General features: G+C 65.0%; 19 protein-coding genes. 6 read left to right on the top strand and 13 right to left on the bottom strand.

The features are described from left to right. The first annotated feature begins 34 nt into the window (after positions 1-34). Positions 35-667, top strand: a complete 633-nt coding sequence (locus tag CH293_RS17190; RefSeq protein WP_026347835.1) for an O-methyltransferase — start codon at positions 35-37, stop codon at positions 665-667. 77 nt (positions 668-744) lie between these two features. Here CH293_RS17190 and glgC read toward each other — a convergent pair whose 3' ends face one another. After that, positions 745-1,959, bottom strand: a complete 1,215-nt coding sequence (glgC, locus tag CH293_RS17185) for a glucose-1-phosphate adenylyltransferase (RefSeq protein ID WP_026347836.1) — start codon at positions 1,957-1,959, stop codon at positions 745-747. Between the two features lie 76 nt (positions 1,960-2,035). Here glgC and glgA point away from each other — a divergent pair, with 76 nt between their 5' ends. After that, on the top strand, positions 2,036-3,211 hold the full coding sequence (gene glgA, locus CH293_RS17180; protein WP_037106001.1) for a glycogen synthase: 1,176 nt from the start codon (positions 2,036-2,038) through the stop codon (positions 3,209-3,211). Here glgA and CH293_RS17175 read toward each other — a convergent pair. The 11 genes from CH293_RS17175 to CH293_RS17125 form a co-directional block, all read right to left on the bottom strand. Then, positions 3,181-4,017 (bottom strand): putative RNA methyltransferase, encoded by an 837-nt coding sequence (locus tag CH293_RS17175; RefSeq protein WP_094720904.1) that lies wholly within the window; start codon positions 4,015-4,017, stop codon positions 3,181-3,183. The genes glgA and CH293_RS17175 overlap by 31 nt on opposite strands. 89 nt (positions 4,018-4,106) lie before the next feature. Then, positions 4,107-4,274, bottom strand: coding sequence for a DUF3117 domain-containing protein (locus tag CH293_RS17170; RefSeq protein WP_068369835.1), 168 nt, complete (start codon positions 4,272-4,274; stop codon positions 4,107-4,109). Between the two features lie 97 nt (positions 4,275-4,371). Then, positions 4,372-4,947 carry a DNA-3-methyladenine glycosylase I gene (locus tag CH293_RS17165; RefSeq protein ID WP_176460042.1) on the bottom strand — a complete coding sequence of 192 codons (576 nt, stop codon included), beginning with the start codon at positions 4,945-4,947 and terminating at the stop codon, positions 4,372-4,374. Between the two features lie 26 nt (positions 4,948-4,973). Further along, complete coding sequence (locus CH293_RS17160; RefSeq protein WP_037105992.1) at positions 4,974-5,267, bottom strand: DivIVA domain-containing protein; 294 nt, start codon at positions 5,265-5,267, stop codon at positions 4,974-4,976. 43 nt (positions 5,268-5,310) lie between these two features. After that, positions 5,311-6,243 (bottom strand): glucosyl-3-phosphoglycerate synthase, encoded by a 933-nt coding sequence (locus tag CH293_RS17155; protein ID WP_037105990.1) that lies wholly within the window; start codon positions 6,241-6,243, stop codon positions 5,311-5,313. After that, on the bottom strand, positions 6,240-7,100 hold the full coding sequence (gene folP, locus CH293_RS17150) for a dihydropteroate synthase (RefSeq protein ID WP_094720902.1): 861 nt from the start codon (positions 7,098-7,100) through the stop codon (positions 6,240-6,242). The genes CH293_RS17155 and folP overlap by 4 nt, the downstream gene beginning before the upstream one ends. 22 nt (positions 7,101-7,122) lie before the next feature. Then, positions 7,123-8,901: a long-chain-acyl-CoA synthetase gene (locus CH293_RS17145; protein ID WP_094720901.1), complete on the bottom strand. Its 1,779-nt coding sequence runs from the start codon at positions 8,899-8,901 to the stop codon at positions 7,123-7,125. 98 nt (positions 8,902-8,999) lie between these two features. Further along, entirely contained in the window at positions 9,000-9,545 is a 546-nt protein-coding gene (locus tag CH293_RS17140; RefSeq protein WP_094720900.1) for a TIGR00730 family Rossman fold protein, read from the bottom strand. Beyond that, positions 9,542-10,285 carry a TIGR00730 family Rossman fold protein gene (locus CH293_RS17135; RefSeq protein ID WP_094720899.1) on the bottom strand — a complete coding sequence of 248 codons (744 nt, stop codon included), beginning with the start codon at positions 10,283-10,285 and terminating at the stop codon, positions 9,542-9,544. Before CH293_RS17135 ends, CH293_RS17140 begins: the two co-directional genes overlap by 4 nt. 25 nt (positions 10,286-10,310) lie before the next feature. Further along, positions 10,311-11,402 (bottom strand): succinyl-diaminopimelate desuccinylase, encoded by a 1,092-nt coding sequence (gene dapE, locus CH293_RS17130; protein WP_094720898.1) that lies wholly within the window; start codon positions 11,400-11,402, stop codon positions 10,311-10,313. A 16-nt stretch (positions 11,403-11,418) separates the two neighbouring features. Beyond that, on the bottom strand, positions 11,419-12,366 hold the full coding sequence (locus CH293_RS17125) for an SMP-30/gluconolactonase/LRE family protein (RefSeq protein ID WP_094720897.1): 948 nt from the start codon (positions 12,364-12,366) through the stop codon (positions 11,419-11,421). Between the two features lie 110 nt (positions 12,367-12,476). Between CH293_RS17125 and dapD the strand changes: the two genes are divergently transcribed. The 4 genes from dapD to CH293_RS17105 all read left to right on the top strand — a co-directional run bounded on the left by dapD (position 12,477) and on the right by CH293_RS17105 (position 16,597). Further along, complete coding sequence (gene dapD, locus CH293_RS17120) at positions 12,477-13,430, top strand: 2,3,4,5-tetrahydropyridine-2,6-dicarboxylate N-succinyltransferase (RefSeq protein WP_037105972.1); 954 nt, start codon at positions 12,477-12,479, stop codon at positions 13,428-13,430. Positions 13,431-13,530: 100 nt separating this feature from the next. Further along, complete coding sequence (locus tag CH293_RS17115; protein WP_037105969.1) at positions 13,531-14,241, top strand: hypothetical protein; 711 nt, start codon at positions 13,531-13,533, stop codon at positions 14,239-14,241. After that, a complete protein-coding gene (locus CH293_RS17110) occupies positions 14,220-15,587 on the top strand; it encodes a cytochrome P450 (RefSeq protein ID WP_094720896.1) in 1,368 nt (455 codons plus the stop codon). The genes CH293_RS17115 and CH293_RS17110 overlap by 22 nt, the downstream gene beginning before the upstream one ends. Next, a complete protein-coding gene (locus CH293_RS17105; protein ID WP_094720895.1) occupies positions 15,584-16,597 on the top strand; it encodes a GAF domain-containing protein in 1,014 nt (337 codons plus the stop codon). Before CH293_RS17110 ends, CH293_RS17105 begins: the two co-directional genes overlap by 4 nt. Here CH293_RS17105 and CH293_RS17100 read toward each other — a convergent pair. Continuing rightward, the gene (locus CH293_RS17100) at positions 16,594-17,031 is read right to left on the bottom strand and encodes a 6,7-dimethyl-8-ribityllumazine synthase (RefSeq protein ID WP_170945267.1); all 438 of its coding nucleotides are present in this window, start codon (positions 17,029-17,031) and stop codon (positions 16,594-16,596) included. The genes CH293_RS17105 and CH293_RS17100 overlap by 4 nt on opposite strands. Between the last annotated feature and the right edge of the window lie 2 nt (positions 17,032-17,033).

Below are 17,033 nucleotides of genomic sequence, written 5' to 3'. Positions count from 1 at the left end.
CGGAAAATCGTGCGGGTCACGTTAATGTCGCAGGGTGCCGACTAATGCCGAGAGATTGCTGTCGTATGCCGAGGAATCCGCTCAGGAGGACGACGTTCTGGTCTCGGCTCGCGAACGCGCCGAGGACCTCGGTGCAGCACCCGTGCCTGCCTCCGTCGGCGCGATCCTGAGCATCTTCACTCAGATGCTCGGCGCGAAGACGGTCGTCGAGATCGGGACCGGCGCCGGCATCAGCGGCCTCTGGCTACTCGACGGCATGCGCGAGGACGGCGTACTGACGACCATCGACACCGAACCGGAGTACCAGCGCGCGGCCAAGGAAGCGTTCCGCGCCGGAGGTATCCCGCCGTCACGGACGCGACTGATCAACGGGTGGGCGCTCGACGTCCTGCCTCGCCTCGCCGACGACACCTACGACCTCGTGTTCATCGACGCCAGCCCCGTCGACCACCTTCACTTCGTTCAGGAGAGCGTCCGACTGCTGCGCCCGGGCGGTGTACTGGTTCTCCACAACGCACTGCTGAACGGCCGGGTGCCGGACTCGACGCAGCGCGACGCCACCACTGTTGCAGTACGCGCAGCAGCCCGCGCCATCGCCGAGGACGAGCGCCTCACCACCGTCCTGCTTCCGCTGGGCGACGGACTGATCTGCGCCTCGCGCAGCTGACCTTGGGTCATTCCGCAGGCTCCACTCCCGGGGCTTCGCGCAGCTGACCTCGGGTCATTCCGCAGGCTCCACTCACGTCAAATCCAGACGCCCTTGCCGACGGAGACGACGCCACCCGCGGAGACGTTGAATCGTTCGTTGTCGCGTTCCATGTCGACGCCGATGATTTCGCCGGGCCCGACGACGACGTTCTTGTCCAGGATTGCCCGGCGAACCACTGCGCCCTTGCCGATGCGTACGCCTGGCATGAGGACGCTGCCTTCGACGGTGGCACCGTCGTCGATCATCACGTTGGAGCTGAGCACCGAATTGCGGACGGTCGCGGCCGAGAGAATGCATCCGGCGCCGACGACGGATTCCTGCGCGAGTCCGCCCTGTACGAACTTGGCGGGCGGGAGGTTCTCCGCGGCGCCGCGGATAGGCCAGCGGCGGTTGTAGAGGTTGAAGATCGGGTGGACGGACACCAGGTCCATGTGCGCGTCGTAGAAGGCGTCGATGGTTCCGACGTCGCGCCAGTATCCGCGGTCGCGTTCGGTGGCGCCGGGCACGACGTTGTCGTTGAAGTCGTAGACCGAAGCGACACCGGCTTCGACGAGTGCGGGAATGATGTCGCCGCCCATGTCGTGGTCGGAGTCGGAGTTCTCCGAGTCCGCTTTGATGGCGTCGATCAGAACTTTCGTCGTGAAGACGTAGTTGCCCATCGACGCGTAGGTGACATTGGGGTCGTCGGGTGTGCCCGGAGGCTGAGCGGGCTTCTCCAGGAACTGGGTGATCTTGCCGTTCTCGTCGCTGTCGATGCATCCGAACGCGAAGGCTTCGCTGCGCGGCACCCTGATCCCGGCGACGGTGACGCCTGCGCCGGAGTCGATGTGCTGCTGGACCATCTGCTCGGGGTCCATGCGGTAGACGTGGTCGGCACCGAAAACGACTATGTACTCGGGGTCCTCGTCGTAGACGAGGTTGAGCGACTGGAAGATGGCGTCGGCGCTGCCGGTGTACCAGCGCGGGCCGAGGCGTTGCTGCGCCGGGACCGGGGTGATGTACTCACCGGCGAATCCGGACAGCCTCCAGGTCTGGGAGATGTGGCGGTCCAGTGAATGAGACTTGTACTGGGTCAGCACGCACAGCCGGAGGTATCCGGCGTTGACGAGATTGCTCAGAACGAAGTCGATGAGTCGGTAGGCGCCGCCGAACGGTACGGCTGGCTTTGCTCTGTCCGCGGTCATGGGGTAGAGCCGCTTACCCTCACCGCCGGCAAGCACGATCCCTAGAACATGCGGTTGTGTCCTCACAGAGCCAACCTATCCGCACTGGGTGAACCTTGCTAGCAGTACACGCGTTTCACCGCGGGAATGTAGGTTTACAGATGTGCGCGTGGCGATGATGACTAGGGAATACCCGCCGGAGGTCTACGGAGGCGCCGGGGTGCATGTCACCGAACTCGCGGCGCAGCTGAAAGCGCTGTGCGAGGTCGAGATCCACTGTATGGGTGCGCCGCGGGACACCGCGCAGGTCCATGATCCCGATCCGGCGCTGAAGGGCGCCAATGCGGCGCTGACGACTTTGTCGGCGGAGCTGCGGATGGCGAATGCCGCGGCCGACGCGGACGTGGTGCACTCGCACACCTGGTACACCGGTCTCGCCGGCCACCTGGCCGCGGAGTTGTACGACGTTCCGCACATCCTCACCGCGCATTCGCTCGAGCCTCGCCGTCCGTGGAAGGCCGAGCAGCTGGGCGGCGGCTACCGCATCTCGTCGTGGTCCGAGCGCAATGCCGTCGAGTACGCCGACGCGGTCATCGCCGTCAGCGAGGGCATGGCCAAGGACGTACTCGATGCCTACCCGCGTCTGGACCCGCAGCGTGTTCACGTGGTGCGCAACGGGATAGACACCGAGAACTGGCATGCCGGGCCCGCCGCCGATCCGTCGGATTCCGCTTTGGACGCCATCGGCGTCGACCTGAATCGGCCGATCGTCGCGTTCGTCGGGCGGATCACGCGCCAGAAGGGTGTCGGGCATCTGATCGCCGCCGCGCACCATTTCGATCCGTCGATCCAGCTCGTGCTCTGCGCGGGCGCTCCCGATACCCCGGAGATCGCCGCGGAGACCGAACGTGCGGTTGCCGAGTTGTCCGCTGCCCGTGACGGCGTCCATTGGGTCCGCGAGATGCTTCCCACCGAGAAGATCCGCGAAATCCTCTCTGCATCACAGGTTTTCGTCTGCCCGTCGGTGTACGAGCCGCTGGGTATCGTCAACCTCGAGGCCATGGCTGCGGAAACGGCGGTGGTCGCGTCCGACGTCGGAGGCATCCCGGAGGTCGTCGACGACGGTGTCACCGGTCGTCTCGTGCACTACAACGCATACGAACCGCAGACGTTCGAGCAGGCTCTGGCACGAACGGTCAACGAGGTCGCGCTCGATCCGACGCTCGCAGCCTCGATGGGCAAGGCCGGTCGTGCCCGTGCCGTCGCCGAATTCTCGTGGGCGGCCATCGCTCAACAGACGCTCGACGTCTACTCCGCGGCGCTCGCCCGTCGCTCGTAGGTTCCGACGACGACCGACGCGGTCACGACCACCGGCTCGGGTAGCGATTCGATTGCGGCGCGCCTGTCCGCCTCGGTGGTGTGCCGAACGGACGGGCCCATCCCGACGAGGCTGCCCACCTCGGCGTGGGTCAGTTCCATGCGGTACTCGACGGTTGTCCTCCCCACCTGGTCGAACCCTCCGGACAGGGAATCGCCGAGCCGCCTGGCCTTGTCCTCGTCGACGCCGATGAGTCCGAGTTCGCCGATCAGTTCCTGTTGATGCCGGACGGTGGGGGTAACGACGACGAGCCTGCCTCCCGGTGCGAGAACTCGCCTGGATTCCGCCGCGTTGCGCGGCGAGAAGACACAGGTGATCGCGTCGAGCGAGCCGGAACGGACGGGTAGGCCGTTCCAGACGTCGGCGACCACGGAGCCGATCGCGGGATGAGCCTGCGCCGCACGACGAGCCGCAGCCTTGGACACGTCGATGCCGATTCCGCGTCCCCCGGTGCGGTCGAGGACGGCCGCCAGATAGTGACCGCTGCCGACGCCTATCTCGAGCACGTTGCGCCGCGCACCGACCGCGTCGACGAGGGCCCCCGACACCCGGTCGAAGTGGCCGGTGCTCAGGAACGCGGTGCGGGCCGCGATCATGTCCGGTGAGTCGCCGGTGATCTTGCCTGCGCTCCCCGGTTGCAGACTGACGTATCCCTGCCGTGCGACGTCGAACGAATGCCCGCGATCGCACAGAAGAGTGCGGTCCTCCACGTCGAGATCGGCGCCGCAGTGGGGGCAGACGAGCAGGTCGATCACGTCAGCGAGCACGAGACACCTGATCACCGCGCACCCCGACCACCACTAAGCCCCACCTGCCGGAATGGGCAAGCGGGGCTGGGCACAGAAACGAAAAACAGTTAACCGGTGACGCCTTTCAGCTCTTCACCGAGGGCGGCTGCCTCGTCAGGGGTGAGCTCGACGACCAGGCGTCCTCCGCCTTCGAGCGGCACCCTCATCACGATCCCTCGTCCCTCTTTGGTTGCTTCGAGGGGACCGTCCCCGGTCCGGGGCTTCATCGCCGCCATCCTCTGCTCCCTCCAGATCTGCGCCACCAAGCTCTGCGCCTCGGCCAAAAAAGTGTTCTCGCCGTGAGCGAGAATGGTTCTTGCGCTCCATTCTTCCCTATCGAGACCGATACCGGGAACTGGAGTCGGTATTCGGGGACTTCACCCAACATCCCGTCAGGTGATCGTCGACCATTCCGGTGGCCTGCATCAATGCGTAAGCCGTGGTCGGACCGAAGAACCGCAGTCCACGGCGTTTGAGCTCCTTGGCCATCGCTGTGGATTCCGCGGTCACGGCAGGTACGTCCGATATCGAATCGAGACGCTTCGGTCGTCGCGTCGGCGCGAACGACCAGAGCAGCGAGTCGAGGTCCGGGTCCAGGTCGAGGATCACCCGCGCGTTGCCGATGGCCGCTTCGATCTTGGCGCGGTTCCGCACGATCGAGCTGTCCTGCATCAGCCTCTCGGTGTCTGCGGAATCGAACGCGGCGACGATCGTCGGATCGAATCCAGCGAAGGCTCGACGGAAGTTCTCACGCTTGCGCAGGATCGTGATCCAGGCCAATCCGGACTGGAACGCTTCGAGGCACAGGCGCTCGTACAGAGCGTCTCGGCCGTGGAGCTCACGACCCCATTCGGTGTCGTGATAGGCGCGGTACAGGTCGTCGTCGGTCGCTCCCCACGGGCACCTCAGCTTGCCGTCGGGGCCTGGTACGGCCGTCACTTGTCCACGTTCGTCGTATCGTCCAGACGCGACCGGAGCAGGTCGATCTCCGCAGCGAGCCGCTCCAGGGCCCAGTCGACTTCGCTGGGCTTGTAGCCGCGCATCGTCTGCTGGAATTTGAGGTCTTTCACGTCGTCGCCGGTCACGCCTTCGGCAGGAAGGACGGTGGCCGTCGTGCCCTCGGGCAGTGGTTCGAGCTCCTCACCGCGACCGAACACGGCACTTGCAACGAAGAAGAGCAGGGCTGCGATGACCGCGATGACGACGACGTACAACAGAAGCGTCAGCATCGCAGAATCTTCTCACAGCCCTGCTCTCGGACGGTCCTGCCCGTTACGCGTGCAAGGTGTTGATGGCGGGCCGATCGGCCAGCGACACCTCGGTGGAGAACGGCACGAACGAATCTCCGTCGACGCGGAACTGCATCAGTCCCGCCCCCGAGTCCACCATTCCGCACCGGTTCAACATGGTGCCCACGATCTGACGGCTCATCGCGCCCAATTCCACCAGCGGGCGGTTGCGGTGCTTGCGGACACCGAGATTGACCTGACCGATCGCGCCGAGTCCCAGCTTGTCGTAGGTGTCGAGCAACAGTCCGATCTCCACGCCGTAGCCGGGAGCGAACGGCACCGCGGAGAGGAGTTCTCTCGTTCCGGCGTACTCCCCGCCCAACGGTTGGATCACACCGGTGAGCTCCGGGCGCATGGCGGCGAGCATCGGCCGTGCAACCAGCTCGGTGACCCTGCCACCGCCGTTGGCGTCCTCGGTGCCGCTGGTGCGCAACGGGCGTCGGTAGTAGCCCTTCACCAGATGGATTCCGTCGCCCATCAGCAGGGGGCCGAGAAGCTTGGGCACGAACGCCGGGTCCGGGTTGATCAGATCGGAGTCGACGAACGCGATCAGATCACCCGTCGACGCGGCGATCGCTCGCCACAGAACTTCACCTTTGCCCCTGACCGGGTCGAGTCCGGGAATTGCTTCCTCGCGACTGATGACCCGCGCACCGGCGGCCGTGGCACGTTCGGCGGTGGCGTCTGTAGACCCGGAGTCCAGGACGATCAGTTCGTCGACGAGACCGCCCAGCAGTGGATGGATGGTATCCACCACGGCCGCAACGGTGTCTTCCTCGTCGAGCGCAGGCAGTACGACGGAGACGGTGCGGCCCGCCTTCGCTGCCTCGAGCTCCGCGATGGACCACGACGGGGTGTCCCACGTATTGGTGTCCGCCCATGAATCCAGGACGGTGGTTCGGTCCGCAAGCGTCATGCCAGCCCCCTGACGGTCCGCACCGGGGCCCTGTTTCCCTGTATCGCCGCAACCATGTCTACGACTCTTCTGGTCGACGCAACTTCGTGCACCCGGAACATTCGGGCGCCGCCTGCTGCGGCCAATGCTGTCGCTGCCAATGTTCCCTCCAACCGGTCGGCGAGTTCTACACCTAGAGTCTCCCCGATAAAATCCTTGTTGCTCAGCGCCATGAGCACTGGCCATCCGGTGTTTACAAGAACGTCCACGCGACGCAACAACTCGAGCCCGTGGAAGGTGTTTTTGCCGAAATCATGGGTCGGGTCGATCAGAATCGAGTCGCGACGAACGCCCGCGGCAACAGCTTTCTCGGCCGCGGCTGTCACTTCCTCGACTACATCGGCAACGACATCGGCGTAGCGAACACGGTGTGGTCGGGTACGAGGCGTGGCACCTCCGGTGTGCGAGCAGACGATGCCGACGCCTTCCTCGGCGGCTACCCCGACGAGCCCAGGGTCCGCCCCGGCCCACGTGTCGTTGATGAGATCGGCACCGACACCGCACGCGAGCCTCGCCACGTCGCTACGCCAGGTATCGACACTGATCAGCAGATCCGGGTACTCACCGCGGATGGCCTCGACGAACGGAACGACGCGACGGATCTCCTCGGCAGCGTCGACGAGCACACCCGGGCCCGCCTTGACGCCGCCGATATCGACCATGTCGGCACCCTCGGCGACGGCGCGATGGACCGACGCCATCGCCGCCTCGTCGGTGAAGTTCGCACCCTTGTCGTAGAAGGAATCAGGAGTGCGGTTGACGATCGCCATGACGAGCGCGCGATCGTCGGCCACCGGCTTGCCGCAGAGAGTGCTCATGCTTTCAATACTGGCACGCGCATTATTTGCTGCTGGGCGCCTTACCTGCCGCGACCTCGTCGACGTAACCGTCGTACGCCGTGTCGTAACCGCCGGACTTGCCGCGCAGCACGTAGAGCTCGCTCTCGCCGTCCTCCTCGTAGCCGAGCTTGCGGAGGGCGACCTTCTGGCTCTTGAACGTGGATGTCTGTTCGAGGCTGTCGACGACGCGCACGAACAACGGCACGGCGTACGTCGGAAGCTTGTCGTACAGATGCGCTGCGACGGCTTTGCCGTCGAACGACTCACCGTCGCGCAACGTCACCGCAGCCATGCCTGCCTTGCCGTCGGCACCGTCGATGTCGACGCCGTAGACGACGGCACCGTCGATGGCGGAATGGCCGCCGAGGGCACCTTCCACCTGCGTGGTCGCGACGTTCTCACCCTTCCAGCGGAACGTGTCGCCGAGGCGGTCGACGAACGCGACATGCAGGAAACCCTGCTTACGCACGAGGTCGCCGGTGTCGAACCATGCGTCGCCGTCCTTGAACCCGTCGCGGACGAGCTTCTTCTCGGTGGCCTCGTCGTCGGAGTAGCCGTCGAACGGGGCGCGATCGGTGACCTTGGAGAGCAGCAGACCGACCTCACCGTTCCCGACCTTCCGCAGCTTGCCGTTCTGACCGCGCTTGGCCTTGCCGGACTCCTCGTCGTACTCGACCACCGCGTACGGCAGCGGGCAGATTCCCGCGGTCTTCTTCATGTTCAGCGCATTGATGAAGGCGATGTTGCACTCGCTGGCGCCGTAGAACTCGGCAACACGTTGGATGCCGAACCGCTCGGTGAACTCCTCCCAGATCTCCGGGCGAAGACCGTTGCCGACGACGAGCTTGACCGTGTTGTCACGGTCGGTCGCCTTCTTCGGCTGGGTGAGCAGGTACCGGCACAGCTCACCGATGTAGGTGAACGCCGTGGCCTCGTTGACCTTGATGTCTTCCCAGAAATTGCTCACCGAGAACTGCTTGCCGATCGCCATCGTCGCGCCACCGGCAAGCACCGAGGACAGCGTCACCGTCAGAGCGTTGTTGTGATAGAGCGGCAGGCAGCAATAGATGACGTCGTCACTACGCAGGCGTACGCCCATGTTGCCGAGACCGGACATCGACTTGAGCCACCGGAAATGGCTCATCAAGCTCGCCTTCGGCATACCCGTCGTGCCCGAGGTGAAGATGTAGAACGCCTTCTCCTTCGCCAGGATCTCCGCGGTGACCGACGGGTTCTTCGGCGACGCCTTCTGAGCCAGCTCGTCGAGTTCCGTCAACGGCAGAACCGACCCGGCCTGCGGAGCGGCCTCGAGCGAATCGAGTGCCTCCTGCGTGTTCTCGTCGAACACCAGGACCTTCGCGTCGAGAATCCCCAGGCTGTGCTCGAGCACGTCACCGCGCTGGTTGTAGTTCAACATTCCGGCCGTCGCACCGAGCTTGACCGCAGCCAGCGCCGCGAACAGGGCCTCCGGGCGATTCTTGCTCAGTACCCCGACGACATCCCCGCGCGTCACACCCCGGTCCGCGAAGACAGCGGCGTATCGATTGACGATCGCATTGGCGTCCGCGTACGACGTGGACTCCCCTTCGAACCGCACGAACGGCCTGTCACCGTTCTTCGCCGCAGCATCCTGGAACACGAGGCCGATCGACGCCTTGTGATGGGGCTTGCGAGTGAATCCGGCGACGCCCCGAAGCAGGCTCGGCACCTCCGTCACCATTTTCGGCAACGCGACGGCGACATCGGTCACCTTGATCTTCTGACGGGCATCGACAGCCATGAACTCCCCTTAGTCCGATGTGACCTTGCTAACCTTACTCCAGAGTAACGTCCAATTCGAGGTCACTCCGCAGGCTCCGCTCCCGTCCAAATTCGAGGTCACCCCGCAGGCTCCGCGCATGCATCCAGCGCACCCCGGACGGTGTCGGTTCTGACCAGCGCGTCCAGGGCCCGCTGTTGCACGAATCCCGTCGAGGACAGGCTGTCGATCCACTGCAAGAGCCCGTCGTAGTGACCGACGGGGTCCAGCAGAACGATGGGTTTGGCGTGCATACCCAGGTAACCCGCCGTCCAGGTCTCGAACAATTCCTCCAGCGTCCCGATGCCTCCCGGCAGCGTGATGAACGCGTCGGCGCGGTCCTCCATCACCTTCTTGCGCTCGCGCATGGTGTCGGTGACGATCAGCTCGTCGGCGTCGACGTCGGCGACCTCACGGTGGACGAGCGCCTTCGGTATCACCCCGACGGTGTTGGCGCCGGCCGCGCGGGCGGCTTCCGCGACGGCGCCCATCATCGACACGTTGCCGCCGCCGGACACCAGCCCCCAACCTCGACGACCTATTTCCGTTCCCAGCTCGCGCGCCAATTCGATGAACGACTCGTCGACAGGCCCCGACGCGCAGTACACGCACACGTTCCAACTCATGACTGCTCCCCCGTTGTGCTTTCGATGATCCGCACGGCTTCCTCGACGCTGTCCGTGCAGTGGATCAGTTCCAGGTCGGACGGCGAGACCTTACCTTCGGCGACGAGCGTGTTCTTGATCCACTCGATCAGGCCGGACCAGAAGTCGGTGCCCAGCAGGATGATCGGGAACCTGGTGACTTTCTGGGTCTGGACGAGGGTGAGTGCCTCGAACAGTTCGTCCAGGGTGCCGAATCCTCCAGGAAGGCAGACGAAAGCCTGGGAGTACTTGACGAACATCGTCTTTCGAACGAAGAAGTAACGGAAGTTGACCCCGAGGTCGACCCAGTCGTTCAGCCCTTGCTCGAACGGCAGCTCGATTCCGAGGCCGATGGAGAAGCCGTCGGCGTCGGACGCGCCGCGGTTGGCTCCTTCCATGACGCCGGGCCCACCACCGGTGATGACGGCGAATCCGGCCTCGGCGAGGCTCTTTCCGAGCTGCCGGCTGCGTTCGTACTCCGGGTGATCCTGTGGGGTGCGGGCGGAGCCGAATACCGTGACGGCCCTTGGCACCTCGGCGAGCGCACCGAACCCTTCGACGAATTCGCTCTGGATACGCAGAACTCGCCACGTGTCGGTGTGGATCCAGTTTCCGGGGCCGCGTTGATCCAGCAGACGCTGATCCGACGTGGACGTCTCGGAGTTGCGTCCGCGCCGCAACACCACTGAACCCTTGTGCCTAGCTGCCTTGTCGTCGTCCATGCGGACAGGCTATCCGGCGACCCCGCTACGCCTTCGAAAGATACTCGCGAAGGACCGACGTGACGTCGGTGATCTGCGCGGTCGGCACCCGCTCGTCACGCTTGTGCGCCAGGTTCGGGTCACCCGGTCCGTAGTTCACGGCGGGAATACCGAGAGCGGAGAATCTGGACACGTCGGTCCACCCGTACTTGGCGCGGAACTGGCCGCCGGCGGCCTCGATCAGCGCGGCCGCGGCGGGAGCGCCGAGCCCCGGTAGTGCACCGGGCGACGAGTCGGTGACCTCGACGCCGAGACCGAGCCCGGCGAACACGTTGCGAACATGACCGACCGCCTGCTCGACGCTGCGGTCCGGCGCGAATCGGAAGTTCACGTCGACTTCCGCCGCGTCGGGGACGACGTTTCCTGCGACGCCGCCCGAGATGCGCACCGCCTGCAGGCCTTCGCGATACACACAGCCGTCGATGTCGACCTGGCGGGCTTCGTATGAGGCAAGTCTGTCCAGCACCGCACCCAATTTGTGAACGGCGTTGTCTCCCAGCCACGACCGAGCGCTGTGCGCGCGGGTCCCTCCTGCTGTGAGACGCACTCGCAGAGTGCCCTGGCAGCCCGCCTCGATGAACCCTCCCGACGGCTCGCCGAGAATGGCAACGTCCGCCTGCAACCACTCCGGCAGTTCACGTTCGATGCGGCCGAGCCCGTTCTTGGACGCCGCGATTTCTTCGCAGTCGTAGAAGACCAAGGTCAGGTCGTGGGCAGCGTCCACGGTAGCCGCCAGATGCAGGAAGACTGCGTCCCCGGACTTCATGTCGACCGTGCCGCAACCGTGGATCACGTCGCCGTCGGCGTGGTCGCGTTCACGACGGCTCGGCACATTGTCCGCAATCGGAACGGTGTCGAGGTGCCCGGCGAGCATCACGCGGGTGGGTAGCCCGCGATGTGTCCGCGCGAGTACGGCGTTGCCGTTCCTGACGATCTCGAACCCGGTTGTCTGATCACGTAGTGCGGTTTCGACGGCGTCGGCGATCACCGACTCGTCCTCGGAGACGCTGGGGATGTCGACGAGTGCAGCCGTCAAGTCGATCGGGTCGGCGTGCAGATCCAGGTGGGGAACGCTCATCGGACGATTTTAAGCGCTACCCGAGGTCGCGGCCGCCGGGGATCTCGTACACCGACCCGTCGAAGCCCGCCCGGAACAGCCGTCCGCTGGAGAAGCCCTGCTCGCCCCGTCCGTAGATCACGACGCTCGAGGTGGGAATGCCACTACCGAGGACGCAGTACTGTCCGGGCGCATCGATTCGGACGATCTGGCCTCGGGTGTTCAGCGGCACGACCGGTCGGCCGGCGGAATCGAGGGTGAGCCCGTCCGGTGCGCTGAGCGAATCGAGTCCGTTCAGGTCGAGAATGCTCTCCGGCGCCGACGGGTTCGCGATGGGAATTCTGCTGACGCCCGAGTTCACGAACGTTCTGGACACGTACAGGTACCGACCAGCCTCGTCCAGCACCGCGCCGTTGGCACTGGGTAGCCGCGCCCACGCGGGGTTCACCGTTCCGTCCGACGCGACCTGGCCGACCAGGCTACCGAAATCGTTTGTCGCGTACACAGTTCCGTCGTCGGCCACGGCAAGACCGTTGGCTGCGCTGAGGCCGGTGGCGAACGTGCTGGTCTCGAGCGTGTCGATATTCAACCGCACGATCCCGGCTGCCTTGACGATGTCCCCGACGATGACGGTCGGGTTGGCTCCGTAGCCGACGAGCAGGGTGCCGTCGGGCATCCAGGCGAGCGCGCCGCCACCGCCGGGAACACGCGCGATCTCGTAGGCGGGCAGTCCAGGTGCGTCGATCCGGAAGACGCTTCCGGTGATGATGTCCGTCGTGTAGAGCCTGCCCGACGAGTCGACGGCGAGCCCTTCGAGCGCCGCACCGCCGACCGAACCGACTCGGACCGGTGCCGCAGCTGCCGCGCAGTCCGGTGCCGCGGACGCGGCCGGTGTCCCGACGAGCACCGCGCCGGCGACGGCAATCGCCGCCACGGTCACAGCCGTCACTGCTGTCCGAATTCGTTTCGCTACGTGCACGTTCATCCCCCACACTTCGATTCCTCCCCGGTACCTGCGCTCATGTCTACACCCCGGCGGTGACATCCATCGGCCGTGTCCACCCCCTGCGGACCCACACCGTATTCTCGATACCTGTGAGCGCACAGGGAGCATCTGCAATCGGTCTTGCCAACATCACCACCGGCGGAGTCGTACTCGACACCTGGTACCCGAGCCCTGAGCTCGGTGACTACACCGATGCCGGCACCACCCGACTCGACGGTGCGGACATTCCCGCCGAGCTCGCGGCACTCGTCGGTCCGGACGAGGCTCGCGGCGTCGACGTCGTGGCCGTGCGCACCACCATCGCGTCCGTCGACGATGCGCCTGTCGACGCGCACGACGTCTACCTTCGCCTTCACCTGCTCTCTCACCGGCTCGTGCAGCCGCACGGTGTCAACCTCGACGGCCAGTTCGGATTCCTCGCCAATGTCGTGTGGACCAACTTCGGCCCGGCTGCGGTGGAGGGCTTCGAGAACGTTCGCGCTCGCCTACGTGCCCGCGGCCAGGTCACCGTCTACTCGATCGACAAGTTCCCCCGCCTGGTCGACTACGTCGCCCCCTCCGGTGTGCGCATCGCCGACGCCGATCGTGTGCGCCTCGGTGCGCACCTGGCCAGCGGCACCACCGTCATGCACGAGGGCTTCGTGAACTTCAACGCCGGGACGCTCGGCAACTCGATGGTCGAGGGTCGTATCTCGGCTGGAGTCGTCGTCGGCGACGGCTCCGACGTCGGCGGCGGCGCATCCATCATGGGCACGCTTTCTGGAGGCGGGAAGAACGTCATCTCGGTGGGTAAGAGCTGCCTGCTCGGCGCCAACTCCGGCCTGGGTATCTCGCTCGGTGACGACTGCGTGGTCGAGGCAGGTCTCTACATCACCGCGGGCACCAAGGTGTCCGGTCCCGACGGCACCGTGGTCAAGGCTGCGACGCTCAGCGGAAAGAGCAACCTGCTCTTCCGTCGGAACTCCGTGTCCGGTGCGGTGGAGGTCGTTCCGTGGAAGGGCACCGGCGTCGAGTTGAACGCTGCTCTGCACGCGAACGACTGATTTCCCGGTTGTACACTGACCCCCGCGCTTCCGTTTGGGAGCTTCCCGCGGCTTGACGCTCGGCCCGGACGTTGCACCGTATCTGTCGAGAAGGCTCTCCATGAGTGTGACGTTGGTACTCGGGGCGTGCGGCGGTGCCGGGACCACGACGACGTCGGTCGGTCTCGCCAACGCTCTTTCGCTGCACGGGAAGTCCGTGGTGGTCGTCGACGCGACCGTCGGCGGCGGCGATCTTGTCGATCGCGCCGCCGACCACGCTGTCACCGCAGCGACCGTCGAATCGGGGTATGTCGACGTCGAGTTGTCGACCACCAGTACCGGGGCTCACGTGTTGGGACGGGCATGGCCGGACTCGATCGACCCCGACTTCGGCCGTCTCGACTGGCATCTGACCTGCACGACCGACGCGGCGATCTACGATTTCGGACACGGAAGTGTGGAGCGCGACAGTGCGAGCCCACTGCGGAGCGCACAGTCGGCAGCTGTGGTGCTCGTGGTCCCTGCGAGGCCCGACGCCGTTCGACGATCGAGGGCGGCGCTCCACACGATCGGGTTGGCTGCCGGCGAGAAAGCGCTGCGCCGCACCACCGTTGTGGTCTCGCACTGCACTCCAGGACCGAGCACCTCGGCAGTCGACGACGTGCGGCGCGACCTCGACCGAGTCTTCGACGTCCTCGAGGTGCCCCACGATCCGCACCTCGCGTCCGGATCCACCGTCACGGCAGCTGATCTGTCACCCTCCACGACGCAGGCCTACGAGCGGATTCTCACCTCGAACATCCGCTCGGTATGGGGCACACTGTCGGCGTGACAATTCCCAAACCTCGCTTCCGCCTTCCGATAGTGGGTGACATCCTCAGCATCGATGCGGCAAAACCGACCCAGCGTGAACTGAAGATGGCGTCGGAGTTGGGACCGATATTCGAACGGAAAATCCTGTCGCACCGCCTTGTCGTGGTCAGCGGTGCAGGTCTGGTCGCCGAGCTGAACGACGAAACACGGTTCGCAAAGTTTCTCGCACTCCCGCATCGCAAGCTGCGCGCACTGGGTGGCGACGGCTTGTTCACCGCGTTCAACTCCGAGCCCAACTGGGGTGCGGCACATCGAGTTCTGATGCCGGGATTCAGCCGGGATGCAATGCAACGTCATCACCACGTCATGCAGGACGTGGCGAACGAGCTCACCTCGCACTGGCGGACACGCTCCGATCAGTCGATCGACGTGACGGCGGACCTGAACAAGCTGACACTCGAGAACATGGCCCGCGCCGGGTTCGGCTACAGCTTCGATTCGTTCCGACGAGACGACGACGCATTCGTCTCCGCGATAGTCCGTGTTCTCGGTCACGTGAACCGGACGTCCAACGATCTGCCGTTCATGCGGTTGTTCGACAGGAAAGCCCGGGACCGGAACGAGCGCGACATCGAGTACGTGCACGGCGTGGTCGACGACGTCATTCGGAAAAGAATGCTGGACAAAGAGACTCGTCACGACGACCTGCTCGACCTCATGCTGCACACCCCAGATCCCGAGACCGGGAAACTGCTCGACAAGGTGAACATTCGCCACCAGGTTCTGACGTTTCTCGTCGCAGGCAACGAAACCACCGCGGGTACCTTGGCGTTCGCGTTGTACTTCCTCGCGACACACCCCCATGTCGCCGCCCGCGTCCGCCAAGAGGCGGACAACGCATCCGACGTGGTGAGCTACGCGGACGTCTCCAAGTTGCGATACACCCGCAGCGTCGTCGACGAGACGCTACGTCTCTGGCCGTCGGCCCCCGGTTACTTCCGTAAGGCGCGTCAGGACACGTCGTTGGCGGGCGGCAAATACCCGATGAAGGCCGGTGAGTGGGCATTCGTACTGACACTCGGGCTGCACCGCGACCCGATCTGGGGCCCGGATGCTCACGTCTTCGATCCTGACCGGTTCTCGTCGGCCCGCTCGAAATCTCGTCCAGCCCAAGCATACAAGCCGTTCGGAACCGGACTGCGCGGTTGCATCGGGCGTCAGTTCGCGCTGCACGAATCGGTGCTGACGCTCGCACAGTTGGCACGGTCCTTCGACTTCGACCTCGAAGACGGCTACGAACTGGACATCCAGGAATCGTTGACTCTCAAGCCGCAGAACATGCGCATGAAGGTTCGGCAGCGTTGAGCACACCGCGGCCGGACTGGATTCTGATAGAGACACTCGTTCCGGGTGAGATGAACGTCGTCGCCAAGGGCGGAACCCCACGGAGCTTCGACGAGTCGTTGTCTTTGCAGCGACTCGCCCCGACATCCGGGATCGCCGTCGAACCTTTTCTGAAGAGAGCGCTGGAATCGCGCACTCGCTACGAGGAATTCGTGGATGTACGCCCGCGGGGCGCAGATCCGAAGAGGTTCCGACTGCTTACCCACCCGGTTCTCGGGCCGACGGGAGCGGTCCACGCACTGCAGGTGTGGATGGGCCCCTCGGACGTCGAGCCTGGACCACCTCGGATCACGTCGGGTGTCAGCTGGCTGTTGGAAAGGGGCGTCATCGCACAGACATTGGAAGCATCGATGATGTCCGGCGTCGAACCCGGTGCGCACGTGCCCGAACGGACACCGGCAGAGTACTACGCCAAGTCGATTCGCTTCGACGACACCGCAGGCTTGTTCACGCTGTGCCTCGCGCCGACGGCGGGCGGCAAATGGGAAGGCTCGTTCAGCGTGCTCCACGCCGACGGCCGAATCATGCGCTGGCACTGTCACGCCCGAGCCTGTAACGAACCGAGCGAGTTGGGCGCACGGGTCCTGTGGCACGACGTCACCGACACGATCGAACCGGACAAGCCTCTGCTCGACGTCGTTGCCCGGCAGCGCGGCATGGAAGCCCTCGGAATCTATCCGGCGCTCCTGGTCCCGGAGCGGGGTCTACTGACGATGTGGTTGTGCGAGACGCCCGCACCGTGGGTCCAGTGGCGGGACGTGTCGTCGGGCGACGAGGTGTTCCACGCCGACGATCGGCCCGTCATCGTGGCAGCACACGATCGGGTTCGTGCCGGCGGACACGAGGAGATTACAGTTCGGACGAGAAGCAACTCGGGCGACGCACAGTGGACGCCGACGCGTATGCGAATTTCGTCGTATCCCGGCGATCTGGGTCGTCATCTCGCCGTCGTCGACATGTACCTGCTCTAGCCGATCGAGTTCAGGGATTTCAGTGTTCGTGTGACTGCCCGTGCCGCCTCGACACCTTTCTTCTCGAGGTGGTCGGCGAAGAAGTCGGTGTGATCGGCGTGTTCGTGGAAGTGGTGCGGAGTCAGCACCACCGAGAAGACGGGAACGTCGGTGTCCAGTTGAACCCGCATGAGGCCGTCGATGACTGCGGTTTCCACGAATTCGTGGCGGTAGATTCCGCCGTCGACCACCAGGGCTGCGGCGACGATGGCCGCGTAGCGGCCGGTCCGTGCGAGTCTCTGGGCGTGCAGCGGAATTTCGAACGCGCCCGGAACCTCGAAAATTTCGACGTCTGCATCGAATTCGGCGACAAAACCCTCGCGCGCGCGATCGACGAGTTCCTTGTGCCAGGTGGCTTGCACGAATGCGACGGTTCGGGGCTGCTCTTCGGTCATGG

Origin of the sequence: Rhodococcus sp. 14-2470-1b, assembly GCF_002259415.1 — a bacterium.
GTDB lineage: Bacteria > Actinomycetota > Actinomycetes > Mycobacteriales > Mycobacteriaceae > Rhodococcoides.
The sequence above is the reverse complement of the archived record's forward strand: the minus strand, read 5'-3'. Positions and strand labels throughout refer to the sequence as shown.

Bases quoted from the DNA above. Each gene is read 5' to 3' on its own strand.
- CH293_RS17170 (WP_068369835.1), bottom strand. From the start codon at position 4,274: ATGGCGGCGATGAAGCCCCGGACCGGGGACGGTCCCCTCGAAGCAACC.
- CH293_RS17160 (WP_037105992.1), bottom strand. From the start codon at position 5,267: ATGCTGACGCTTCTGTTGTACGTCGTCGTCATCGCGGTCATCGCAGCC.
- CH293_RS17155 (WP_037105990.1), bottom strand. From the start codon at position 6,243: ATGACGCTTGCGGACCGAACCACCGTCCTGGATTCATGGGCGGACACC.
- folP (WP_094720902.1), bottom strand. From the start codon at position 7,100: ATGAGCACTCTCTGCGGCAAGCCGGTGGCCGACGATCGCGCGCTCGTC.
- CH293_RS17145 (WP_094720901.1), bottom strand. From the start codon at position 8,901: ATGGCTGTCGATGCCCGTCAGAAGATCAAGGTGACCGATGTCGCCGTC.
- CH293_RS17140 (WP_094720900.1), bottom strand. From the start codon at position 9,545: ATGAGTTGGAACGTGTGCGTGTACTGCGCGTCGGGGCCTGTCGACGAG.
- CH293_RS17135 (WP_094720899.1), bottom strand. From the start codon at position 10,285: ATGGACGACGACAAGGCAGCTAGGCACAAGGGTTCAGTGGTGTTGCGG.
- dapE (WP_094720898.1), bottom strand. From the start codon at position 11,402: ATGAGCGTTCCCCACCTGGATCTGCACGCCGACCCGATCGACTTGACG.
- CH293_RS17125 (WP_094720897.1), bottom strand. From the start codon at position 12,366: ATGAACGTGCACGTAGCGAAACGAATTCGGACAGCAGTGACGGCTGTG.
- CH293_RS17115 (WP_037105969.1), top strand. From the start codon at position 13,531: ATGAGTGTGACGTTGGTACTCGGGGCGTGCGGCGGTGCCGGGACCACG.
- CH293_RS17110 (WP_094720896.1), top strand. From the start codon at position 14,220: ATGGGGCACACTGTCGGCGTGACAATTCCCAAACCTCGCTTCCGCCTT.
- CH293_RS17100 (WP_170945267.1), bottom strand. From the start codon at position 17,031: ATGACCGAAGAGCAGCCCCGAACCGTCGCATTCGTGCAAGCCACCTGG.